This window comes from Candidatus Margulisiibacteriota bacterium (assembly GCA_041650635.1).
GTDB lineage: Bacteria > Margulisbacteria > WOR-1 > JAKLHX01 > JBAZKV01 > JBAZKV01.
In genome coordinates, this window is record JBAZKV010000013.1 from 26,631 (window position 1) to 47,905 (window position 21,275).

Annotated in this window: 28 protein-coding genes; all 28 read right to left on the minus strand. The window is 49.5% G+C overall.

The genetic code is table 11. The features are described 5' to 3' along the window. Positions 1-109 precede the first annotated feature (109 nt). Positions 110-583: a hypothetical protein gene (locus WC490_04835; GenBank protein MFA5097935.1), complete on the minus strand. Its 474-nt coding sequence runs from the start codon at positions 581-583 to the stop codon at positions 110-112. A gap of 1 nt (position 584) precedes the next feature. After that, a complete protein-coding gene (locus WC490_04840; protein ID MFA5097936.1) occupies positions 585-1,361 on the minus strand; it encodes a hypothetical protein in 777 nt (258 codons plus the stop codon). Between the two features lies 1 nt (position 1,362). Further along, positions 1,363-3,069, minus strand: a complete 1,707-nt coding sequence (locus WC490_04845) for a hypothetical protein (protein ID MFA5097937.1) — start codon at positions 3,067-3,069, stop codon at positions 1,363-1,365. Next, positions 3,057-4,184 carry a glycosyltransferase gene (locus WC490_04850; protein MFA5097938.1) on the minus strand — a complete coding sequence of 376 codons (1,128 nt, stop codon included), beginning with the start codon at positions 4,182-4,184 and terminating at the stop codon, positions 3,057-3,059. The genes WC490_04845 and WC490_04850 overlap by 13 nt, the downstream gene beginning before the upstream one ends. After that, a complete protein-coding gene (locus tag WC490_04855) occupies positions 4,166-4,339 on the minus strand; it encodes a hypothetical protein (GenBank protein ID MFA5097939.1) in 174 nt (57 codons plus the stop codon). Before WC490_04855 ends, WC490_04850 begins: the two co-directional genes overlap by 19 nt. Next, positions 4,336-4,791 (minus strand): hypothetical protein, encoded by a 456-nt coding sequence (locus WC490_04860; protein MFA5097940.1) that lies wholly within the window; start codon positions 4,789-4,791, stop codon positions 4,336-4,338. Before WC490_04860 ends, WC490_04855 begins: the two co-directional genes overlap by 4 nt. Before the next feature lies 1 nt (position 4,792). Beyond that, entirely contained in the window at positions 4,793-5,170 is a 378-nt protein-coding gene (locus WC490_04865) for a hypothetical protein (GenBank protein MFA5097941.1), read from the minus strand. A gap of 126 nt (positions 5,171-5,296) precedes the next feature. Next, the gene (locus tag WC490_04870; protein ID MFA5097942.1) at positions 5,297-7,474 is read right to left on the minus strand and encodes a hypothetical protein; all 2,178 of its coding nucleotides are present in this window, start codon (positions 7,472-7,474) and stop codon (positions 5,297-5,299) included. Between the two features lie 19 nt (positions 7,475-7,493). Further along, positions 7,494-7,826 (minus strand): hypothetical protein, encoded by a 333-nt coding sequence (locus WC490_04875; GenBank protein MFA5097943.1) that lies wholly within the window; start codon positions 7,824-7,826, stop codon positions 7,494-7,496. Positions 7,827-8,122: 296 nt separating this feature from the next. After that, positions 8,123-8,530: a hypothetical protein gene (locus WC490_04880; protein MFA5097944.1), complete on the minus strand. Its 408-nt coding sequence runs from the start codon at positions 8,528-8,530 to the stop codon at positions 8,123-8,125. 5 nt (positions 8,531-8,535) lie between these two features. After that, positions 8,536-8,727, minus strand: coding sequence for a hypothetical protein (locus WC490_04885; GenBank protein ID MFA5097945.1), 192 nt, complete (start codon positions 8,725-8,727; stop codon positions 8,536-8,538). 54 nt (positions 8,728-8,781) lie between these two features. After that, positions 8,782-9,126 (minus strand): EF-hand domain-containing protein, encoded by a 345-nt coding sequence (locus tag WC490_04890; GenBank protein ID MFA5097946.1) that lies wholly within the window; start codon positions 9,124-9,126, stop codon positions 8,782-8,784. Positions 9,127-9,138: 12 nt separating this feature from the next. After that, the gene (locus WC490_04895) at positions 9,139-9,303 is read right to left on the minus strand and encodes a hypothetical protein (protein ID MFA5097947.1); all 165 of its coding nucleotides are present in this window, start codon (positions 9,301-9,303) and stop codon (positions 9,139-9,141) included. Between the two features lie 10 nt (positions 9,304-9,313). Further along, positions 9,314-9,835 carry a hypothetical protein gene (locus WC490_04900; GenBank protein ID MFA5097948.1) on the minus strand — a complete coding sequence of 174 codons (522 nt, stop codon included), beginning with the start codon at positions 9,833-9,835 and terminating at the stop codon, positions 9,314-9,316. A 49-nt stretch (positions 9,836-9,884) separates the two neighbouring features. Next, positions 9,885-10,094, minus strand: a complete 210-nt coding sequence (locus WC490_04905; GenBank protein ID MFA5097949.1) for a hypothetical protein — start codon at positions 10,092-10,094, stop codon at positions 9,885-9,887. A 24-nt stretch (positions 10,095-10,118) separates the two neighbouring features. Further along, entirely contained in the window at positions 10,119-10,853 is a 735-nt protein-coding gene (locus WC490_04910) for a hypothetical protein (protein MFA5097950.1), read from the minus strand. Positions 10,854-10,862: 9 nt separating this feature from the next. Continuing rightward, positions 10,863-11,069 carry a hypothetical protein gene (locus WC490_04915; GenBank protein MFA5097951.1) on the minus strand — a complete coding sequence of 69 codons (207 nt, stop codon included), beginning with the start codon at positions 11,067-11,069 and terminating at the stop codon, positions 10,863-10,865. Positions 11,070-11,093: 24 nt separating this feature from the next. Beyond that, a complete protein-coding gene (locus tag WC490_04920; GenBank protein ID MFA5097952.1) occupies positions 11,094-11,399 on the minus strand; it encodes a hypothetical protein in 306 nt (101 codons plus the stop codon). Positions 11,400-11,860: 461 nt separating this feature from the next. Then, the gene (locus tag WC490_04925; GenBank protein MFA5097953.1) at positions 11,861-12,355 is read right to left on the minus strand and encodes a hypothetical protein; all 495 of its coding nucleotides are present in this window, start codon (positions 12,353-12,355) and stop codon (positions 11,861-11,863) included. Then, complete coding sequence (locus tag WC490_04930) at positions 12,352-12,504, minus strand: hypothetical protein (protein MFA5097954.1); 153 nt, start codon at positions 12,502-12,504, stop codon at positions 12,352-12,354. The genes WC490_04925 and WC490_04930 overlap by 4 nt, the downstream gene beginning before the upstream one ends. A gap of 487 nt (positions 12,505-12,991) precedes the next feature. Continuing rightward, positions 12,992-14,032, minus strand: coding sequence for an NDP-sugar synthase (locus tag WC490_04935; protein MFA5097955.1), 1,041 nt, complete (start codon positions 14,030-14,032; stop codon positions 12,992-12,994). Continuing rightward, a complete protein-coding gene (gene rpiB, locus WC490_04940) occupies positions 14,029-14,454 on the minus strand; it encodes a ribose 5-phosphate isomerase B (GenBank protein ID MFA5097956.1) in 426 nt (141 codons plus the stop codon). The genes WC490_04935 and rpiB overlap by 4 nt, the downstream gene beginning before the upstream one ends. A gap of 79 nt (positions 14,455-14,533) precedes the next feature. Continuing rightward, positions 14,534-15,877 carry a type I glutamate--ammonia ligase gene (gene glnA, locus WC490_04945; GenBank protein ID MFA5097957.1) on the minus strand — a complete coding sequence of 448 codons (1,344 nt, stop codon included), beginning with the start codon at positions 15,875-15,877 and terminating at the stop codon, positions 14,534-14,536. A 160-nt stretch (positions 15,878-16,037) separates the two neighbouring features. Continuing rightward, positions 16,038-17,411 (minus strand): amidophosphoribosyltransferase, encoded by a 1,374-nt coding sequence (gene purF, locus WC490_04950; protein ID MFA5097958.1) that lies wholly within the window; start codon positions 17,409-17,411, stop codon positions 16,038-16,040. Positions 17,412-17,420: 9 nt separating this feature from the next. Further along, positions 17,421-18,812: an NADPH-dependent glutamate synthase gene (gene gltA / locus WC490_04955; protein MFA5097959.1), complete on the minus strand. Its 1,392-nt coding sequence runs from the start codon at positions 18,810-18,812 to the stop codon at positions 17,421-17,423. After that, entirely contained in the window at positions 18,809-19,660 is an 852-nt protein-coding gene (locus tag WC490_04960) for a sulfide/dihydroorotate dehydrogenase-like FAD/NAD-binding protein (protein ID MFA5097960.1), read from the minus strand. The genes gltA and WC490_04960 overlap by 4 nt, the downstream gene beginning before the upstream one ends. Before the next feature lie 3 nt (positions 19,661-19,663). After that, positions 19,664-20,392, minus strand: a complete 729-nt coding sequence (locus WC490_04965) for a pyridoxine 5'-phosphate synthase (protein ID MFA5097961.1) — start codon at positions 20,390-20,392, stop codon at positions 19,664-19,666. 80 nt (positions 20,393-20,472) lie between these two features. After that, positions 20,473-21,021: a hypothetical protein gene (locus tag WC490_04970; GenBank protein ID MFA5097962.1), complete on the minus strand. Its 549-nt coding sequence runs from the start codon at positions 21,019-21,021 to the stop codon at positions 20,473-20,475. Between the last annotated feature and the right edge of the window lie 254 nt (positions 21,022-21,275).

The window sequence follows — 21,275 nt, forward strand, 5'->3', positions numbered from 1 at the left end:
GAGTGATCAAACTATTAACCGACAATGTTATGCCGATCGTAAACATCCTATGCCCTCTACATATATATCTTTAACTGATAGACCGGATTTCACCAAAAAGAAGGTTTTGTCAAATCCTTATGGAGGTGCCTTTTCTGGCAATATCTAGGGCAATTTCGGAAGGATCGGCCTTTTGCGAGGCTTTTACGGCCTTGTCGCTGTTAAGAATGGCGTTCTCCACCATAGACATGTCTATCTGTGCCATGGCGGTGTTAATGCCGCTTACAGCCTCTCTAACGAGCGAGGCTCCAGCGCTGTCGCCGCCGGCTATCATCGAAACCCCCTGCCCCATTTGACGGAGGTCGTTCAAAATAGCCTGCATGTTCATCCTGGTTGAGGTTGAATTTTCGTGAGGCATAAGACTGGTTATGTGAAGCATATTGTTAAGACAGGTGTTTATCTGCTCAACGGCTTCAAGGACAGGCGCTGCTTTAGAAGCAGGAAGGTTTTGGGCCATTTCCATAATGCTCTGGGCCATCGCAGCCATAGGATTGATGTCGTCCCTGCCTTTTGAAAAGCTGCCCACGGCTTCGATCGCACTCATGCTAGGTCTCCTTTTGAATTGACGCTATAGCCAGTCTTGATCTTGCCAGCGGGTCCTCTTCCAGCTGAACAAGATATCTTGTAGTGTTTTTTCTGGAACGCTCGTTGTTCCTGTTGATATCCTCCACGAGCCTGAGCCATTTTTCCGTTTCATGGGCTTGCAGTTCTTTGTCAAGCCAGTATCCGTAAGGGCTCTGATAGTTGCTAAACAGGCCGGAGTAATCAAAAGTTCGGTATTCTTCCTCATCTTCAGTAAAAGGCCATAGCAATGGGCTAGAGACGGAAGCCCTTGCCCTTGACGCAATAACGGGACCCGCTGCCTCTTTTAGCATAGCAGCGACCCTGGGGTCTTCTTTTGCCAGAGCATTTAAATGCGCTGCTTCTTTTTGCAGATGTCCGTCCAGGCGTTTGATCAAGCCTTCTACCTGGACCACCCTTGGGTCTGAATCCGGAACTCCTTTTTTCTTAAGGGCCAGGAGCCCTGCCTGAAGGTCGGCTCTTAAATGAACCGTCTCTTCGAGCCTTTTCAGCGAAGAGCCGGCTCTTTCAACGGTACTGCCCGATACACCCTTATCCCTTTCAAGTTCTGACGAGAGCCGCTCTATATTTTCCGGAGCGGTTTTAAGAAGGACATCGAACGGCACCGTAGCGGCAGCGGACGAAGATTTATACGCCGCAACAGCCTCGCCGGCCCTGTCAAGAGCGGCCTTGGGACTGTAGAGCGGCTGCCGGTCCTCTACCTTAGTCAACCCGTACATATCAAGGAAGTTTATTGTCATTTTATATCCTCGAATCTATCAGTTTGAGTTTTTTGCCGATCCTTCTGTTCAACACACTGGCCATAAAGCTTCCCTTGTTGGCTTCGTAGTCTTTTATCCTTTTTTCTCTGGACTTGATACCCTCCAATTTCTTGACCAGCTTAACAAGATATACCAGTTCTTTTTCCTCGCCGTCAGAGAGCTTTTCCACCCCTTCTTTCTTTTCTCTAAGGTTCATCAGTTTAAAGACAGAGGATTCATAGACCGTGCTTTCTATCTCTGCTTTTATCTTTTTTATGTCGTCCTGACCCAGGGTTATACCCAACTCTCTCAGTTTGCCCTCAAGGCTGTTGAGCCTTTTGGATACCATCCTTATCCTTGCTTTGCTTTCGTCAACAAGGAGTACTCTTTCCATGTAAGCTTCTTTTATCAGGGCTATCAGTTTGACCCTGGCCAGGCCCAGGGCCTGGTCCTTTATTTCTTTGATCTCTCTGTCGTTAAGCCCCAGTTTTTTCAGTTTTGAGGTCACATTCCTCAGTTTGAAAGATGTCCTGAAAAATGTTGCCCAGGTAAAGTTGAGATACCTTTCGGTAAAGACCGCCCTTGCCTGGTCTATCAGAGAGCTCTTTTCCAGCTCTATGCGCGCGGTTTCGTCCTCTTCTTCCTGCTGCTTTCTTCTTCCGTCGCTTCCCATCTCGTGCTTTGCGTCGTTCTCCTTGCCTATCATGTTGATGACATTTTCAGGAAGTTCCTGCAGGCCCAGGTCCCATTTTTTGTCCTCCCAGGCCCTGGTCCACTTGGGCAAATCCACCCCCACCCTGTTGGCCAGTTCGATGAATTTCCCTATCTCTTCTTTGCCGAGCGCCGACTTGGAATTAAGCGCGTCCCTTGCAACATCCTTTTCGAACTCGTTAAGGACGACCGATCTTAAGATGTCCTCTGCCTCCGCCTTGGCCTTGTCGGTGGTCTTTTGAAGGTCGTAGCCTCCAAAAGAGTGCCCGCCGAGGGATTCGTTTAGGAACGCAAAATCCAGTATGCTGTTTATGCCTTTTTCGTTGATGGCCCACTCTATGGACTTCTGCGGAGTGGTGAGCCTTTTTAGAAAAGCGTCCTTGATAAGGAGCGCGAGCTCTTTTCTGGCCTGGCCCCTTACCAGGGTCTGGATATCATGGAACTCCTCGCCGGTCATGCCTTCTTTTTCCAGTTTTGCTCTTACTTCGTCTATCCTGCGCTTGATGGCGGCCCTGGCATCCGGATTGCCGTCGGCCATTATCAGTTTGGAGGACAGGCTGGCAAATTCGCTGATGCTCTGCTCCATCCCCTGCCCCGACTTGCCTTTTGCCCACTGCATTATCTTCTGCCTGGAAGAAACGCGCTTCATCCCGTTGATCTCTTCTTTGATGCCTTTGTTGTCGGAAGAAAGGAGTTCTTTGCTGTCATCGGAGCTGTCGTCCGAAGACCTCAGTTTTTCCTTGAGGCCTTTTATGTTGGTCTCTCCGCTCTTTAACTGGCTTACCACCCCCATGGTGCTAAGCGCGTTCAGGGACCTTGTCATGATGTTCTTTTCAAGATTGTCAACATCGGACATAAGGTCAAGCGACCTCTTTATCTCCTGCGTCTTTTCGGTCTGCGTGCCTTTGTTGAGGACATTCTGCAGATTTTGCGTGGCCCAGGTATTCCCTATCTGAGCCATCTCCTGCGAGCCGGCCTTGTCAACTATGCTCTGCATTGCTCAACCTCTTTCTTTAACAGTCCAAGCAACTGTGAAGCGCTTTCATTCTCGGGCTGAAAACTCTTTACGGTCTCAAGATGAGGGATAGCTTCGCTGTAGCGTTTTTCGGACACCAGGCAGTTGGCATAGAACAAATGTCTCATCACATTCCAGCACAGGTCGTTGCTGGGCAGCACGGGATGCTGTTTTTTGGGAAGAGAGACCGCCTTCTCCAGCAGGGCAAAGGCTTCCTGCAGCCTGCCCATAGAAAGGAGGGAGCCTGCTGCTATGCAGTAGCCTTCGGCGTTATCAGCGTTGCACTCTATCGCCAGCATAGCCTCGTGTGCGGCCTTTTTGTGGTCCTGAAAGCGGAATGCCGTCCAGGCCTTGCCCAGATGTGCTCCTTCCCGGATGTATTTTGAAAGACCATCGTTCGTATTACAGACGGCGATCACTTTGTTAAATGTCTCTTCCGCCTCAACAAACCTCTCAAGATCCAGGTATCTCATGCCCAGAAGGAGCAGGTATACGGGATCAGAAGGATTATTCTGCGACACTTTTTCAAAAAGGCGGGCCCTTTCCGAGTTCTTATGCTTCATCTTTTCTTCGGGCAGGTTCCTGCCCCAGTGGTAAAGCGAGATGCCGTCATATTTTTCCGCTTCCGGCATAGAGCCCGAAGGAGCGGTCACCTGTTCGTTAATAGGCCTGGTAAAGTGAAAGCCCTTGTTGTTCCTGAAGACCTTGTCCCTGTAATAGGAATTGTAAGCCTCTTTGGTGCCGTAGGGGCATTCTTTAACAACAACATGGACCGTATCGGCTGCCGTCCTGTCCAGACGGTAGCGGAGCTTTTCCAGGTCCTGCTCTTCGATAAGTTCGTCGGCATCGAACCAGGCTATCCAGTCCGAATCCGCACGGGCTATGGAATTGTTCCTGGCGGCAGAAAAATCGTTATTCCACTCATAGTCGAACACTTCCGCGCCCAGGGCTTTTGCCGTTTCTTTTGTGTCATCGGTAGAACCGGTATCAACAACAATGACCCTGTTGCAGCCTGCCACAAGCGACGGCAGTGTTTGCCTCAAGTTGTCCGCTTCGTTCTTAACTATCATGCAGACATTCAGGCTTGTCTTGAACATGTTACGCCTTTCATTTTGTTCAAAAACGCTTTGTCCAAAGCCTCTTTACTTCTCTTTGCGGCGGCTTCGAGCGAGGCCACCCTGGTCTCCAGCCTGGTTATAAGCAGCCCGGTTTTGTAGATCTTCGACTTTAGTTGTTCTGCTTCTTTTTTCATATGGAATAGGCCTCCGCGGCGCCTTCTGCCATCATGAGTTTTGTCTCGAGTTCGAGGCGGTTCTCTTTAAGCTTTTCTATCCTGGCAAGGCAGGCATCGATGGTCAGTTCCCTTATTTCGTTCTCGCTCATCTCTATCCCGAGTTCTTTGAGCTTAACTATGATCTGCTTGATGCCCCACTGCATAAAGGCCCTGGTGGCCTTTGAGGCCTTTACCATCTGCTGGTCGCCAAGGAACTCGCCGAGTTCCATCAAAAGGTAGCAGACAGCGTCCTTTTTGGCCTCGGTAAGGGCGCTCTTTAACTCGGCTACGGAGGCTCCCGCCTGCTCCAGCTGCATCTTTTTGATCGCTGCCTGAGACGCTTTTATCTCAACAATGAACTTGTTGCTGTTCTTAAAGCGTCCCGAAAGGATGTTTATATATTCGCCAAGCAGTGTGTCTTTGTCAGCCATCTTATGCCTCTTTCCCTGTCAGCGCCGCGCCGAGGTCTGCCAGCATTCCCTTAAGCCCCGCGGCCATTTTTAAAAGATCGTAGGCCTCTTTGTTGTCCCTGTGCTTTTCTTCGTCGCTTACCGCCTTTACGGTCTGCCCCTTGGCGGCTGCCGTTCTTCTGGTCCTGTTCTCGCTGCGCTCGGCATAGGAGGCGGTGCCGTCCGTTCTGACCGCCTTTGAGGACGATGCCGCCGGGGCTACCGAGGTGGAAAGGGTGACCTGGTCATAGCCATAGTGGCTGGAATTCTGTGCGTTCTGCGGCCTTACTGTATTTTGCTGCGCAGAAGCGGAGGACTGGACCCCCTGGTGGTGAGAAACTCCGTATATATTAGCCGCCATTAAATGACCCCCAATACGGTATTTGAATGGGATTTTGCTCTCTATGTATATATCGTCGGAGGGGTGCTTAAACTTGCATCAAATTTCAGGCTTCAGGCTGATGGCTAAAGGCAGGGAGGCTGAGGGTTATTTCTTTCTGCTCTTTGCCGCCATATTCTTGAGCTCCGCCTGGCGTGATCTCTGTCTTGCCTCGGCGGCCTGGTTAGCTGCCTGCATCTCGCCTCGCCTCTTTTCGGCATAAGCCTTGTCCCTCTGCTCCTCGGCCTCTTCCATGGCTTCTGTCTGCTTTTTGGCGGCTTTGTACTCAGCCTTGGCATTAGCATAGTTTCTCTGACTCTTCCACATCTGTATCATAGTCCACACATCCGTGGAGTTTTTGCTGTCCATATACTCGTACGAAGCAGCGTACCATTGATTCCATGTGCAAGAAGGCATTGATCTGTAGAAAGGGTTATTTTGTTCTTTGCCATTATAAAACACATAAGGTGATTCTATTTGATCTTTTCCTATCCCTTCTTTCACCATATTTACCTTATCCCCATTACCATAATAAGTGCCATAGGACGCATACAATTTACAAAAAAGACCATCTGCGCCGAGAGTGGGATTTGATGTCAGGGTTAATGTCTGGTGCAAGGCTTCAAGCTTGCTGGATATATGCATCCTGTTGGGGTCCAGTGCCGATGGGTCTTCAGTTTCAGGATCGTTATCGGCATCGGCACAGAGAACCTTTTTCAGGTCAGCATAAGCCGAGACAAACAACTCCAGAAAACTATATCTTTCCCCCTGGCTGTTTATATATACATAGCCACTGTGTGCAGCATCAGAGGAATTACCCCTATATATCATCTGTCTCATGGCATAGGTAACGGGATGAATATAACTGGTTAGTTGGCTTAGAATACCCATGTGAAAATCACTGATCCCCTTTTCCTTATTGTCCTTACTCCAGGAATTGCTGATGTCTACATACTGGCTATAATCTTCAAGCCCAAGGCCTCTGTAGTCCCATCCTCCGACCAGGTCAAAAATACCCGAAGAGATCATCAGGATGGAATAGACCATTTTTTGTGCAAAATTCACTGTTTTCAGCGATGATTTTGCCTTGTCAAGCATTCCGTCCGTTAAGTTATCTGTATCACCGATATAATCCGAATATTTGTATGAGGAGTTCCCAACCAAATAAGAGTATGGATTTGCATTTAATTCTTCCGATATCCAGGCTATTGAACCGTTCTCGCCTGCTTTTATGCTTGCCATGAACTCATCCAGTCCCGTCTCATAACGCACGGTATCATCCAGCAGAGAGGACGAAAGCCCAGTGTCGAAATCCTTCACAAACCTCCCGTTCGCGTCGTAAATCCCGTATTTTATTGTGCTGCCTGTTGTGTCAAATTGGCTGGCAAAATCGTGGTCAATGCCGGCCTCAGATCTTGACGGTATCTTAAAATATTCTGAAAAAGTCGGCATTGTCAGATACCTTCTTCCCCAATCATCGTCTTTCCACAACCCCATCATGAATTCTTCCGCAAAGTTTATATCGGTGGGATGAACGAGGGGAATCATTTCTGAAGGGTCCTCAAACTGGGTTATCAACGGCGTCATCGCATAATTTCCGGCGCTTTCAAAAGACGAGACATGGAGGCCTTGAACTTGCTCCGTGCTTTTTTTGTCGCTCAAAAGACTATCGCTTCTTATAAATGGTATGCCTGTTTGATTTCCGCCAAGGCTTATCAACCTCTGATAATGAGCGTGATCAGTAACGACGGGTTTTCTTAACACGGTATGGTCGTTTTCATCGTCAACCTGCACGGTAGAATTTCTTACAAGGTCCATAAAACCGAACGGGTCGGTGGGGTCCATATCGGGATTTCCACCGCTGCTGTAGCCGCTCAAACAGGTCCGGACATCTGCCCCGCTCATATTCTTATATTTAAACCCGTTGGCTACCTTGCTTTTCTCTTTTGCTTCGTCCAGGAGGTCTTTTCCTCTATAATCCCTCACACTTATATCTTTTCCGTCTTCTATCTCCATAGTCTGTTCTATTCCGTCCTCATCGGTGTAACTAACGGAATGGTTGCTGCTTTTTCCCATGTACTCGTACATCCATTTGAACATTTCGAAGAACTTAAGGCTGGTTTTTTCCCACTTATCGTACCCGGCTTCTCCATCCCTTGCTTCGAAGACATATTTTTTCCCGTCCCCCGCCCAAGCTTCCGGAATGTATTGTTTAACCGGAGGTGCTACAGATGTTCCCATAAGAGGGGCTTCGTAGGTGGGATATCTCTTTGCAAGAAAGAACATTCTCTAAATATACCTTTCTTCAGCCTATCATTCTGCCGGCTTCTTTATAAAGGTCCGTGATATAGGTGACATCGACCTTGAGGATGAACTGGATCGCCTGCGAATATGCCTGCACGTTAAAGTCGGCCCTGGCAATTGTACCGGCCAGATCAACGGAATTTGTAAAATCATAGGACTCTCCTCCCACCTGGACCTCTTCCCCATTGCCGGCTCCCGCGTTGGCGGCTGCCACGGCAAGGGAAAACATGGCATCATAAAAGCTTTTTAATCCCTCTTTAATAGGCGCTTTTACCTGAGGCGTTCCCGTTGTAGTTGAGGCGATAGACAGGTTGTTTATGTTGTTCGTTGCCACTTTTTACCTCCGGTGCCTTATTGGGGTCCCACAGATATTAATCGGGGTGTAGTGGACAAAACTTGCATTGGATAGAAGGCAAGAGCTGAAGTGCTCATTACTCAAGACTCAAACTCACACTACATACTTATCCTGATTCGAGTATTGTCCGCGCTATACTGGTCTTGAGCAATAGTGTGAGTCTTCTGTCTTGAGCGCTCACTACTCAAGACCTGCCTACAGCACCCAAAAAGAGAAACCCCCCTGTTTTACCAGGGGGGTCGGTTGCATTGTTTTCTTGGTTACAATGCGTCGCCTTACGCCCTTGCGGCGCCTTCCCTTGTCTGCGACACCTTACCAGTGTTCTTGATGCCTTCCTGAACCGCAGCCATCATCTGGTCTATCTTGAACTGCAGCTCAACAAGTCCGCCGGCCTGGATATCCTGTCCTATCCTGACCGCAACACCCGCTATCATAGTGACTTCCTCGTTCTCACCAGGGTTGCTAACAGCTTTGTTCAAAGCTGCCAGATCATTGCCTTCAGCCGCGTTGCCATTAACTCCAGTCCATTGCGATCCGTTCCATGTGTAGATATTTGTCCCTATCGCGCAATCGTTGACAGTAATATCTTTTCCGGCGGCAGCGGTTGCCAGATCTATCATGTTTTGCAATGCGCTTGCGTTTGCCGCATTAATGCTGTTCCCGAGGTCCGTTACTAATCCCATTCTACTCACCCCCTCTCTGTTCTGTTTTTGGATAAAGTCTCTGTTATTTTGTTTATGCTGTTATCGCTGACCTTTGACTGTGAACTCCCGAGATCGACATTGGAAACAGAGGACGGCTGCGTCAGTTCCCCTTTGATGGAGTTTATTATATCACTTACCTGTCTGGCCGCCGTGTTTATGTCCGCAACTTTTGTCATCTTTACCCCTCTATTTACCCTATCGCAGTACCGGGAGGAAAACTTGCGTTATTTTTAGAAGTACTTGGCCACCGCAAGCAGGGCCTCGGCTATCTTTTCGGCTGTTTCGGCCGTCATCGCTGCTATGTTGGTCAATGTATTGGTCATGTCCTGCAGTCCGGTCATGGCCTTGTTGTATTCGTCCCTGCTTATATGCCCGTCGCCGTCGGTGTCGTACTTGTTAAGATAGGCTATTATTTCCGGGTCTGTCGAGATCCCGGAAATAGGTATCTCCACATCGGTGTCTTCATAATCCGTGTTGCTGAAGGCATCGGTAAGGTCGGCCGCCGTCTGCTGATAATCGTCCATCACATCCATCGCGTCATTAACCGCCGACCCTGCCTGGTATATGCTTGACATGGCTTTTCCTCCTTATTTCTTCCCGGACTGGGCCTTGGCGGCCTCCAGGTTGGCTTCCGCCAGTTCTTTTTGAGCTTCCATTTCCCACTGCTTGTACAGGTTTTCGGAGGCACTTTCTATCTGTCCGCTCTGGAGCTCGCCCCTTTTTTGTATGAAATTCGTCGCAATCCCGCTCATTTGTTTTCTCCTATATGAACGCCGCTATCTGGATCCCTGCCTTAATAACGCCGAAGATACCGTTCCATTTGTTGGCTTCTCTATACACTTCGGCAGTTTTGAGCACTGCGTTTATCTCTCCCTTTTTTGCTTCGAGACCTTTGTCCTTGCACCTGGAAATGGTTCCGGCAAGTGCTTGAGTGCCGGATTCGTGATACCTGGAAGCGCTTTCAGCATCGCCGCTCTCAACAGCCGATGCCGAACTCCTGAACGAGTCCGCGGCGCTTCGGCATAACGCAGCCCCTTCCGGTGTTGAAGCCGAAGAGGCAAACTCATCGCATTTGTCGGCCAGGCTTCTTTGCTTATCGGCGGCCGCCCTTCTTGCGGCAAGGCTTGCAGAATTGCTCTCCGTAAGAGCGGCTTCTCCCGGCTGCCCAGGCCCACCTTTAACCACTGTTTTGCCCGGACCTCCCGGACGCAGACCAGTACCGCTTTTTGCAGGTCCTTGCGCCTGTCCTGCTGTTTTGCCTGCCTCAACCGCTCCAAGCCCCATTTTCTTCTCCTATCAGTCTATCGGCTCCATCCCAACAAAACTTGCGTGCTCAAAAGATAGAAAAGATCGCCTTGCCGATCGAGCCAAGCGCGCCAAAAAACGCATCCGATCGCGCATCATCCGCTATCTTTTCGGCCTTTTTGTGCATTGCCAAAAGAGTTTCGTTCTTTACATCATACATCTCGGCCATGGTGTCTCTGGTCTCGTCCTGAACAGCGTCATTTGTGTTTGCCAGCCTAACAGTTCCTTCTATTGACATATCAATTTCTCCTTATAAGGGCTATCAGAATGCTTTGATCCCGAATAGTTTAACAACTGATTGCAGGCCTTCCAATATCGCCTGATAAAGCTGCAGTTTCCACTGTTTTCTTTGCATATCTTTCTGTTCCTTTGTCCAGTGGATGCTTTCTTTTTCATTTCCGGACCGTGTTTTTTTAGTTATCACTCCGTTTGCATCTTTAATTTCAACAGAGTATTGGTCTTCTTTTCCTTCAGTAAGAGCTGTAAATTTACCGGCAACTTCTTCAAGGGTTTTGCCTGTGATCGGGGGACCCACAAGTTTTCTTTCGATCATTCCTTCGCTATACCTTTGGGCAGTATATGTATCTGTATTGCTGTCATATGTCACTTCCCATGTCTCTTTTGAATCCGGAGCATTTGCCTCATCCTCCCAATGGTAAAGAGTAATTGAGCCAAAATAAGTTGCCCGCTGTGCAGTCCCTACTATTGGAGATGCCTCCAAGACATATTTCCCGTCACTTGTATTCGCGTCAGCCTTATCAAGGTTGCTTCCCTTTTCCACAGTTAAAGTGATAGGAGCTGTTCTGTGTTGCGCGCTTAAAAATGCGATAAAGTCCTCGTGTTTATCGTTATCTTGATTTTTATTGTTTACCTTAAGATATTCATTATAAGAATTTATAACAGCCTGTGCATTGTTCCAAGCAGAATTAGCTGCTAAAAATGGATTTGTTGTGGCAGTTATATTTGCAGTAATTATGGCACCTGCATCAAAAGTCATTGTTTTCTCCTATACCTCCACACATACGATCCCGCCGGTTCTTGAACCCGCCGCCAGATGAAGCTCCTGAGGGTCCTGGACCTGAGATACTTGCTCGGCAGCCGCAGGTTTTACTCCCCCGGCTGCGGCCGGAAGTCCGCCGGAGGCCTCTTCGAACTTGCCAAAAACCTTTTCCGCCGCCAGGGCCAGTTTTGACATTTCCATTGCTGCTGCCATTTATTCTTCTTTCTTTTTGCTCACTCAGTGAGTGCTGGCAAATCTTGAGATCTCACCTTTGGTCAGGGCCCCGTCGCCATTTTTGTCAGCCTTAAGCAATTCGTCCTTAGTCAACTTACCATCCCCGTTATCTAGCTTGCGAAGCTTATCTGCCGCAATGCCATATTGCTTGCTCATATCATCGATGCTCATTCCTTCAGCAGGAAGGCCGTCTATTCCGACTTTTCCTATTACAGTTAGTGCTTCGGCAGATGCTTTGGCATCCGATTTCTTTGCTATCAGCTGTAATATTGTCGGAAGAAGGCCGCCAAGAATTCCCAGTGGATTCATTTGATTCTCCTTTACAGTTTAATATTGTGAGCCTTGCTGGAAGCCGCCTGCTTTATTGCAGGGGCCGTGGATGCCGCTTTTGGCGCCGCCTGTGCTGCTCCTACTTTTGCCGCTGCCATGAGAATCCCTCCTTTTTTTGTCCTCAATAGTTTATCGCGCCAAAGCCCTAAGAACTTGCATGGAATTTATGAATAAAGAATTTTTAGAATTCTTGGGCATGTTTATCCCGACGCTAAAGCGTCGGTTCCTTTGTGAAGCAGCCCCTGGAGCCGAACCTTCAGGTTCGGATAATTGTGAGTGCCCTCTTAGAGAATTTCCATGTATTTCAACGGTATTTCTATCATATTTCTCATGTTTGCTTTTCCGACATCTCTGCGTCATTTTCCAGCTCCTCTATGGCTTTAAGTATCTCGTTAATTACATCGTCGTCGCACCAGTCGGGGAAGTCTTTCTTGTCCATGCTATTTTCGCATCCTCTTTTTTATGACGCCAAGCCTGTGCAACAGGGCCATTATGTCCGAAAGAAAGTCAAAGTCGTGCTTTTTCTTTTTTTCGTCCTGAGGGTCCTTTTCCTCATCGCTTTTGACACCCCCAAGGTCGCCGGAGGTCTTTTCCTTAATGGAGTAAAGGGTGTCCTTTTTCTTGGCCTCGATAAAGAGGTCTTCGTTCATCCCGCCGTACACGGCCTCGCCTTTGGCCTGGGTTTTTACCTCGCTGGTCTTTTGCTGTGCGGAGGCCGCGGCCGAAGTGGTGGTCTGGACCTCTTTTTTGGCAGGAGCCGCTTCGCTCTCAAACCTTTCGGCCCTGGCAAAGAACTTTGAGTATTCCTGATGTTTTGACTGCTCGGCTTCAAACCTGGAAAAGGGATTCTCCCTGGTAGAAATGTTGTCCAGGTGGTCGTTAAGACCCCCTGAGGCCTGTTCCGCGGACAGGTTTACGGATGGAGAAAAGGTCATAATTTGATTCCCGTTTTGTTCTGTATGAATCCTTTGATGAAGTTTGGAAGCATGGACTTTGAGCTCATCTGGGACTTTCCGCCGCTCTGGGCCGCGCTTTTGATAGAGTTAAGATAAGCATTGGCTACCGCATTCTTTGACGCTGCCATATTTCACCTCCTGATAATGGTTCTATATAGTTATCGGGGCAAGGGGAAAGGAACTTGCATACCCCCTCTGTCTTCAGTTTATAGGTCTTGAGCAATAGTTCGAGTGTTTAGTCTTGAACGCTCAATACTAAAGACTCACACTATGTCCACTTTTCTTTGGTCGCAAAGAAAAGTGGACAGAAAAGAAACTCGTTAAGGGCTCTGCCCTTAACAATCCCGCGATTGCCGAAAGCTCCTCCCTGCATCTATCAAGCCCTCATACGGGCTTGCTGGGTTATTCATTCATTAGTGTTTTCCCTGATATTCACCTTTGGTCGTCGCCCGGAACGGCAAACGTCCTTATCTATTAATTATGCAAGGAATGCAGGGTATGGGGGCGGTCCCTTTGGGATGAGCGAACCGGAGCCGAACCTTTAGGTTCGGGTAATTGATGGAAACCCGACGCTAAAGCGCCCGCCTGCCGGACGGGCAGGTCGGCTCCATCCGCCTATATCGTCTTATCCGGGGGTATCAGGGAACCCGGTTTGAGGCGGGAGGCGGGCCGGGTCTTGCAGCGGTTGGCGATTATAGAGCCGGGGCCGACAACGGTATTTTCGCTGAGATAACACCAGCTCCCGATGATGCTGCCGTCAACACTGCACCCCTGGCCTATCACGGTGTCAGGCCAAATGATGCAATCGTTAAGCCGGCAGTTGTCTCTGATGGTGCAGTTGTCCCCTATTATTATGGTGCCGGAAAGAAGAGTACTTTCTGAGATGCGGGAATTCCTGCCAAGGACGATCTTCCTTGAATGCGTCATCCCTCTTGCCTTTACCTTGCCGCCGGCAAGATCAAAGTTGGCTTTTATATAATTTGGTATGGTGCCGATGTCCAGCCAATAAGAACTGCTGTCAAAACCATAAAAGGGCTTGTTTTCTTTCACAAGGGCGGGAAAGAGCTGTCTTCCAAAGTCGTAGAACGAGCCTTCGGGTATCAGGTCAAGGACCTCTTTTTCGAACACATAGACCCCGGTGTTGGCAAGCAGAGAGAGAGCTTCTTCTTTTTTGGGCTTTTCCTGAAAGGCCTTTATCCTGCTATCCTTTTCCAGTATAACCACCCCGAACTCGGAAGGATCTTCCACTTTCACAAGAGCGATCGTTGCAAGGGCTTTCTTTTTTTTGTGAAAGTCGATGAGCTTTTTAAGGTCTATGTCCATCAGGACATCGCTGCTAAGCACCACAAAGGTCGAGAAGGGCTTTTTTGTGGAGCGGGCCATCTTGTGGACTCCTCCAGCGGTCCCCAGCAGCTCTTCCTCGTAGGAATAGGACAACTCAACTCCGAATTCCTTTCCGTTCTTGAAGTAGCCTTGTATCTGCTCGGGAAAATAGTGGAGATTGGCGGTTATGTCCTTTATGCCGTGCTTTTTGAGGAGTTCTATGTTGTAGAGCATTGCAGGCAGGTTGCACAGAGGGACCATGGGTTTTGGCAGAGCCAGGGTAAGCGGCTCAAGCCTTGTTCCGACCCCGGCGGCCATGATAAAGGCCTTCATCCGATCTTTTTTACGCGCCTTAGATGGCGCCCCCCCTCGAACCCTGTTTTAAGCCATTCTTTGAGTATCCGGAGAGCTTTTTTGCTGTCAAGCACTCTTGAGCCCAGGCACAGGATGTTGGAGTCGTTATGCGCCCTGCTCATCCTGGCGCAAAAGAGGCTTTCGCATACCGCGGCGCGTACTCCTTTAAACTTGTTGGCGGCCATTGCCATGCCCTGTCCCGTACCGCACACAAGCACGGCGCGGGAGTATTTTTTTTGTGAAACCGCTCTTGCGGCGGCTTTTGCAAAGTCTGGATAATCGCAGGACTCTGCGGAAAAGGTCCCAAAGTCCACTGCCAAATGCCCGGCTTTGGCAAGCGCCTTCTTAAGCTTTTCCTTAAGCTCAAATCCGGCGTGGTCGGATGCAATAGCTAATTTCATTAAAACCCTTACAGCCCGACACTAAAGTGTCGGCTCCATGGAGAAGAAGACAGGAGCCGAACCTTCAGGTTCGGGTCAGTTATATGATTTCCAGATACCTGTCCAGTTCCCACTGCGTCACCTTGGTGCGGTAATCATCCCACTCTGCCGTTTTTGCGTCGATAAAGCGGCCGTAGGTGTGTTTGCCAAGAGCGTCCTTTATAAGAGGATCATTTTCGGCCTCGTCAAGCGCCTCGCGCAGGGAGCCCGGCAGGGTCGCTATGTTCTTTTCTTTTAGCGTGGCGCTGTCAAATTCGTACACATCGCCTTCTGTGGCCGCAGGGGGCACCAGTTTTTTCTTGATGCCGTCAAGTCCCACCCTTAGCATCACCGCAAAGGCAAGGTAGGGGTTGCAGCTCGGGTCAGGGCAGCGCAGCTCCGCCCTGGTGGCAAGCTCCCTTCCGGGAGAGAACCTCGGGATCCTGATGAGAGCGGACCTGTTCTTGTGCGCCCAGCAGATATAGACCGGGGCCTCATATCCGGGGACAAGGCGCTTGTAGGAATTGACGGTCGGGGCAAGGACCGCGCTCATGGCCCTGGCATGCTGCAGCTGTGAGGCAATATAGCTCAAAGCGAGCTTTGACAGTTTGTATTTGTTCTTGGCATCATAAAAAAGGTTTTGCCCTTTGGCATTGAACAGGCTCTGGTGCACATGCATGCCCGAGCCGTTGACGCCGTAAAGCGGTTTTGGCATGCAGGTGGCATGCAGCCCGTATCTCTGGGCTATTGCCTTAATTACATATTTTAGAGTGACCGTGTTGTCTGCCGAAGAAAGCGCGTCGCTGTAGCGAACATCTATCTCGTGCTGGCCGGGGCCCACCTCATGGTGGCTCATTTCTACCGTCATTCCCATATCTTCGAGAGCAAGTATTATGTCCCTTCTTACATCAGAGGCCATGTCAAGGGGAGAATAATCAAAATAACCTCCGACATCATGGGGCTCGGCGGTTATATTGCCGTTGTCCTTTTTCAGCAAAAAGAACTCTACTTCGGGTCCGGTGTTGAAGATATACCCTGCTTTTTTGGCTTCAGCGAGGTTCCTTTTCAGGATGCCTCTCGGGTCACCCTCAAAAGGCTCGCCGTCGGGAGTATAGATGTCGCAGATAAAGCGGGCAACTCTTTTTTCGTGCGCTTTCCAGGGAATGACCCTGTAAGTGGAGATGTCCGGCTGAAGGAACATGTCGCTTTCGGAAATGCGCGCAAAACCTTCTATGGAAGAGCCGTCAAACCAGGTCCCCTTGTCAAGACAGTCCTCAAGCCTTTCCACCGGGATAGAAACGCTCTTTATGGTGCCCAGGATATCCGTGAACTGCAATTGAACGAATTTTACTCCGTCGCTCTTGGCCTTGGACAGAATATCCTTTTTTGCCGAACTTAAAGACATTAGCTTCTCCTTTTCCTTATTTAATTAGATAATTCTAACAAATGGCGGTGGCTTTTACAATGGAATAAACCCATCACTGAGTTAGACCCGACACTAAAGTGTCGGCTCCATTGGGAAGCAAAACCGGAGCCGAACCTTTAGGTTCGGGTAATATGGTGTTTTAGCAAGGATACTTCAAATTAAGACAGCCCTGGCAGAGGGGGTTCTTGGGTATGGCGACCGCTTTCAGGAGGCCTTCGAGGCTCAGGTAGCCCAGAGAATCCGCGCCCAGGTATTTTCTGATCTCTTCGACCGAGTAGTTGGCCGCTATCAGCTGGTCCCTGCTCGCAGTATCTACCCCAAAGTTGCAGGTCCCGATTATGGGAGGGCTTGCCACCCTCATATGGACCTTTTTGGCCCCCGCTTTTTTAAGGAGCTTGACTATCTGCCTGCTGGTGGTCCCCCTCACTATGGAATCGTCCACCAGGATTATGTCTTTTCCTTTGATAACGGCCTTTATAGGATTGAGCTTTAACTTGACGCCGAGCTCCCTTATGTCCTGTGTCGGCTGTATAAAGGTCCTTCCAACATACCTGTTCTTGACCAGCACATCGCTGAAGGGGATCTTGGACTTTGAAGCATATCCTATCGCGGCCGGCGTTCCTGAATCCGGGACCGACACCACATAGTCGGCCTTTACGGGATGCTCCTTTGCCAGGATGCGGCCCATGTCTATCCTTGCGTGATAAAGGTTGCGCTTGTCCATGACGCTGTCGGGCCTGGCTATGTAGATGAATTCAAAGATGCACAGCGCCGGCCTTGCCTTTGAATACATGAAAGAGCGGATGCCTTTTTTGTCTATGACCGCGATCTCCCCCGGTTTTACCTGCCTGATGGACCTTGCGCCCAGGATGTCAAGTCCGCAGGTCTCGGATGATATTACATAACTGTTGTCAAAATGCCCTATAGAAAGGGGCCTGATGCCGTTGGGGTCGCGCACCGCATAGAGCCGGTCCTTGGTCATGATGCCGAGAGAGAACGCTCCTTCGAGCTTGCACAGCACGGAGCTTAGCGCAGAGGTCAGGTCCTTTTCTTTTTCAAATACCAGCAGGGCCCCTATTATCTCCGAATCGTTGTTGCCCTTGAAAGCATACCCTTTTGAGCGGATCTCTCTTCGCAGTTCTTCGGTATTGGTCAGGTTGCCGTTGTGAGCTATAGCCACTGTACCGTAAGGAGTGTTAATTATTATCGGCTGGGCATTGGTTATGTCGCTTGTACCGCTAGTGGAATACCTGACATGGCCGAGCCCGATGTGGCCCTTTAGGCCTTCAAAAGCCTTTTCCTTGGCAAAAACAACGTTCACTAGCCCCATGTCGATATAGCTTCTAAAGTTATCGCCGTTTGAGGTTACTATCCCAGCGCTTTCCTGTCCGCGGTGCTGGAGAGCATAAAGGCCAAAATAGATATGTTTTGCAACATCCCTTTTGTCAAGGCAGAAGATGCCGAAAATGCCGCACTTATCGTTCAATTTTTTGCGCGGGAAATTGAAGTTCACGGTTAAATTTTACCCTTTTCTAAGGTAATCGTCAATCGCGCGGGCTGCTTTTTTCCCCGCTCCCATGGCAGAGATGACGGTGGCGGCCCCGGTAACAATGTCGCCTCCCGCAAATACACCCTTCATTGAGGTCTGTCCCGTGGACGGGTCTGCTATTACGCCTCCCCATTTTTCTGTTTTTAAGTCCGGGGTCGCTTTTGACAGAAGAGGGTTAGGGCTCTGCCCGATGGCAATTATCACGGTATCGGCATCGATAAGGAATTCGGAGCCTTTAACGGGGACAGGCCTTCTTCTGCCCGAGGCATCCGGCTCCCCCAGTTCCATAGCAAGACACTCCAGCTGTTTTACCCAGGAGGAAGGATCCCCAATGATCCGAACAGGAGCGGTCAGAAGTTTGAACTCTATCCCTTCTTCTTCCGCTCTTATGATCTCCTCCGCCCTTGCCGGCATCTCCGTTCTTGACCTTCTGTACACTATAGAGACCTTTTCGGCCCCGAGCCTGAGGCTTACTCTGGCCGCGTCCATTGCCACATTTCCGGCTCCCACCACAGCGACCTTTTTGCCTATCCTGACCGGCGTCATGTGTTCGGGGAATTGATAGGCCTTCATCAGGTTGACCCGAACAAGGAATTCGTTGGCGCTGTATACTCCCATCAGGTTCTCCCCCGGGATGTTGAGGAACTGCGGAAGCCCCGCTCCGCTGCCGATGAATACCGCTTTGTATCCCCTTTTAAACAGATCTTCTATCCCCAGGATCCCGCCGATCAGCATGCTGGTCTTGAGCTCTACCCCCAGGGACCTGATATACTCTATTTCTTCCCTGACAATGGCCTTTGGCAGCCTGAACTCGGGGATGCCGTAAGAAAGGACTCCTCCCGCTTCGTGAAGTGATTCAAACAATGTGACCTGATAACCCAGTTTAGCCAGGTCAGCCGCGCAGGTAAGCCCCGCCGGCCCCGACCCCACAACCGCCACTTGTTGACCGTTGACCGTAGACCGCCGACCGGTCCCCGGTATACTGTCTACGGCCCTCTTTTTTCCATAGTCAGCGGCATACCTCTCAAGATACCCGATGCCGATCGCATTTTCTTTGTCTTTCTTTCCCAATATGCACATCTTTTCGCACTGGTCCTCCTGCGGACAGACCCTGCCGCAGACCGCTGGAAGATTGTTCTTTTCTTTTATCTTTGCGAGCGCTTCTGCCGGCTTGTCCTCAACTATCAATTTAATGAAGGCAGGGATATCGATCTCTACGGGGCAGCCCGTTACGCACAAAGGCTTTTTGCATTGAATACAGCGCGAGGCTTCTTTTATTGCCTGCTCTTTGCTGTACCCCAGGGCGACCTCCGTAAAATTCCGGGTCCTGTCCTGAGGCTTTTGTTCAGGCAGCGGCTCTCTCATTTTTTCTCCGCACGGGACTCAAGGCTCTGGTCGAGCCTGCATTTGTGCAGCGCCCTTTTTTCTTCGTCCAGATAGATCCTCTGTCTCATCATAAGTTCGTCAAAATCCACCAGATGTGCGTCAAACTCGGGCCCGTCCACGCAGGCAAATTTGATCTTACCCCCAACAGTGACCCTGCACACACCGCACATGCCTGTTGCATCAAGCATTATCGGGTTAAGACTAGCCATGGTCCTGATCCCGTGCGGTCTTGTAACTTCGGCAACTACTTTCATCATTATGGTGGGGCCCACCACTGAAACAAGGTCGATCTTTCTGCTTGTTATCAGTTCTTTCAGGAGGTCAGAAACAAATCCTTTCTTGCCGTAGGAGCCGTCATCTGTTGCGATAAGCGTCTCATCGCTAAAGCTGCGTATCTTATCCTCAAGAAGGATCAGTTCTTTTGTCCTTGCCCCAAGAATCGAGATAACACGATTGCCGGCTTCCTTGAATGCTTTTGCAACAGGGAGTATCTCGGGAATCCCAACCCCTCCGCCGATCGTTGCGACGGTGCCCAGTTTTGCGATATGGGCCGGAGTACCCAGCGGACAGAGAAAATCCGATATGGTATCGCCTTTCTTTAACTGCCCCAACAGGGTTGTCGTGGCGCCCGCCTCCTGAAAGATGATGGTGATAAGTCCCGTTCCCTTGTCGGCCTCGGCTATGGTAAGAGGTATCCTCTCTCCTTTTTCGTCTATCTTGATAACGCAGAACTGCCCCGGCTTGGCAGCCACGGCAGCGTCAAGGTCTTTGACCTTTATAAGTTTGATGGCGGGGGCAAGGGTCCTTGCTTCTTCTATTGTATGCATGGGTCAGACCTGCATCGCTTTCTTCATTCTTTTTACTGCCGAGTAAAGACCGCAGAACAGAGCATCCGCGATAATACTGTAGCCTATGTTAAGTTCTTCGACTCCCGGGATCCTTGCGATGCTTCCCGCATTTTCTAAAGTAAGCCCGTGGCCCGCATTGACCCGCAGCCCCAGCTCCCTAGCATAGCTGACCGCTCTTTGTACTTTTTTGAATTTTGAGTTTTGTTTTTGTTTAGGATTTAGTGTTTTGGATTTGGAGTTTGCATATTCCCCCGTATGTATCTCCACAAAACACGCTCCCGTCCTTGCCGCCGCCGCTATCTGAAGCGGGTCCGGGTCAACGAACAGGCTTACCATTATCCCTTTTGACTGGAGTTTTTCGCAGTATTCAAGAAGCCGTTTGATCTGTTTTGAGACCTCGAGGCCTCCCTCGGTGGTCACTTCGCGCCTTTTTTCGGGGACCAGGGTAACGATGTCGGGTTTGACCTTTAAAGCTATCCTGAGCATCTCTCTGGTAGGCGCCATCTCCATATCAAAGCGCCTGACGGCTTTTCTGATGAGGAAGATGTCCTTGTCCTGAATGTGGCGCCGGTCTTCTCTAAGATGGGCTACAATACCGTCTGCCCCGGCTCTGATACAGGTCTTTGCGGCTTCTACCGGAGAAGGGAAATTTTCCAGCCTGGCCTGGCGCAGAGTTGCTATGTGATCGATGTTGACCCCGAGTTTAGGCATAAAACCAGTATAACATAAACCGATTTTTTCCGGAAAAAGCGCACGCAACAATGATCTTTAATAATTTGAAACAGCAAATATCAATCTTCGGGGTAGCTTAAAGTGTATTCACAGTCTACCTCGGCTTCGTAGCCGCTTATCCCCAGCTCGTGTAAAAAGGATTCTGCTGTTATCCTTGCTCCCAGAAAGGCCTTGAACTTGCCGGCGTCCCTTAAATATTCTGCCGATATTCCTCTGTCTCTTTCTGCCTTGTCTATAGTTTTAAAAATGGAAACTATGCCGCTTTTGGCAGCCTGTGGAGCGCGTTTATAAAGATCATAAAGGACGTGCTCTGCCAAAACAACCTTTTGCTGTGTAAAATACCAGTGCTTATAATCTCTAAAACCCTGCGAAATATCGAGTTTGATAAGATACCATACCAGAGCGTCGGCAACTGCTTTGGGGTCCTGTTTGGCCAGAGCCAGCAGATCTTTTTTTACTTTGTCCAGTTCTCTTTCGATATCTCCGCATTTTTTTAAAGAACTGATATTTGTGAGCCTGTCCACCAGCCTTCCCGCTTTGACCTCATTAGAGCCTGCCTGTCTTAACACTGTCCTTGTGATCTGCTCCGATATCATCAATACGCTCATATGTGTTCCTCCTTTTTACGGGGAAAACCCCGCTACCCAAATATCGTAGATTTGATAGAGCGATTTCACTGATTGTTAATGAGGTTGCAAGAATGATCGGGCTTGCTGACCGATTTAATTCTCGGCGATCAATTCGAGGTATGCCATTAGTTGATTTATTGTTCCCTCCCCGATCTTGTTCCCGTCTTGCCCGCCTATAATACCGTTAGCGCTCTGAAAGTTGCCGACAGCAGCGCTAAAATCCCTTCTTGTGT

Bases quoted from the DNA above. Each gene is read 5' to 3' on its own strand.
- WC490_04915 (MFA5097951.1), bottom strand. From the start codon at position 11,069: ATGGCAGCAGCAATGGAAATGTCAAAACTGGCCCTGGCGGCGGAAAAG.
- WC490_04900 (MFA5097948.1), bottom strand. From the start codon at position 9,835: ATGGGGCTTGGAGCGGTTGAGGCAGGCAAAACAGCAGGACAGGCGCAA.
- WC490_04960 (MFA5097960.1), bottom strand. From the start codon at position 19,660: ATGCATACAATAGAAGAAGCAAGGACCCTTGCCCCCGCCATCAAACTT.
- WC490_04865 (MFA5097941.1), bottom strand. From the start codon at position 5,170: ATGGCGGCTAATATATACGGAGTTTCTCACCACCAGGGGGTCCAGTCC.
- WC490_04930 (MFA5097954.1), bottom strand. From the start codon at position 12,504: ATGGCAGCGTCAAAGAATGCGGTAGCCAATGCTTATCTTAACTCTATC.
- WC490_04910 (MFA5097950.1), bottom strand. From the start codon at position 10,853: ATGACTTTTGATGCAGGTGCCATAATTACTGCAAATATAACTGCCACA.
- WC490_04840 (MFA5097936.1), bottom strand. From the start codon at position 1,361: ATGACAATAAACTTCCTTGATATGTACGGGTTGACTAAGGTAGAGGAC.
- WC490_04885 (MFA5097945.1), bottom strand. From the start codon at position 8,727: ATGACAAAAGTTGCGGACATAAACACGGCGGCCAGACAGGTAAGTGAT.
- WC490_04905 (MFA5097949.1), bottom strand. From the start codon at position 10,094: ATGTCAATAGAAGGAACTGTTAGGCTGGCAAACACAAATGACGCTGTT.
- WC490_04965 (MFA5097961.1), bottom strand. From the start codon at position 20,392: ATGCCTAAACTCGGGGTCAACATCGATCACATAGCAACTCTGCGCCAG.
- rpiB (MFA5097956.1), bottom strand. From the start codon at position 14,454: ATGAAATTAGCTATTGCATCCGACCACGCCGGATTTGAGCTTAAGGAA.
- WC490_04970 (MFA5097962.1), bottom strand. From the start codon at position 21,021: ATGAGCGTATTGATGATATCGGAGCAGATCACAAGGACAGTGTTAAGA.
- WC490_04835 (MFA5097935.1), bottom strand. From the start codon at position 583: ATGAGTGCGATCGAAGCCGTGGGCAGCTTTTCAAAAGGCAGGGACGAC.
- WC490_04920 (MFA5097952.1), bottom strand. From the start codon at position 11,399: ATGAATCCACTGGGAATTCTTGGCGGCCTTCTTCCGACAATATTACAG.
- WC490_04935 (MFA5097955.1), bottom strand. From the start codon at position 14,032: ATGAAGGCCTTTATCATGGCCGCCGGGGTCGGAACAAGGCTTGAGCCG.
- WC490_04845 (MFA5097937.1), bottom strand. From the start codon at position 3,069: ATGCAGAGCATAGTTGACAAGGCCGGCTCGCAGGAGATGGCTCAGATA.
- glnA (MFA5097957.1), bottom strand. From the start codon at position 15,877: ATGTCTTTAAGTTCGGCAAAAAAGGATATTCTGTCCAAGGCCAAGAGC.
- WC490_04895 (MFA5097947.1), bottom strand. From the start codon at position 9,303: ATGAGCGGGATTGCGACGAATTTCATACAAAAAAGGGGCGAGCTCCAG.
- WC490_04880 (MFA5097944.1), bottom strand. From the start codon at position 8,530: ATGGGATTAGTAACGGACCTCGGGAACAGCATTAATGCGGCAAACGCA.
- gltA (MFA5097959.1), bottom strand. From the start codon at position 18,812: ATGAGAGAGCCGCTGCCTGAACAAAAGCCTCAGGACAGGACCCGGAAT.
- WC490_04890 (MFA5097946.1), bottom strand. From the start codon at position 9,126: ATGTCAAGCATATACCAGGCAGGGTCGGCGGTTAATGACGCGATGGAT.
- WC490_04870 (MFA5097942.1), bottom strand. From the start codon at position 7,474: ATGTTCTTTCTTGCAAAGAGATATCCCACCTACGAAGCCCCTCTTATG.
- WC490_04925 (MFA5097953.1), bottom strand. From the start codon at position 12,355: ATGACCTTTTCTCCATCCGTAAACCTGTCCGCGGAACAGGCCTCAGGG.
- WC490_04860 (MFA5097940.1), bottom strand. From the start codon at position 4,791: ATGGCTGACAAAGACACACTGCTTGGCGAATATATAAACATCCTTTCG.
- WC490_04855 (MFA5097939.1), bottom strand. From the start codon at position 4,339: ATGAAAAAAGAAGCAGAACAACTAAAGTCGAAGATCTACAAAACCGGG.
- WC490_04850 (MFA5097938.1), bottom strand. From the start codon at position 4,184: ATGTTCAAGACAAGCCTGAATGTCTGCATGATAGTTAAGAACGAAGCG.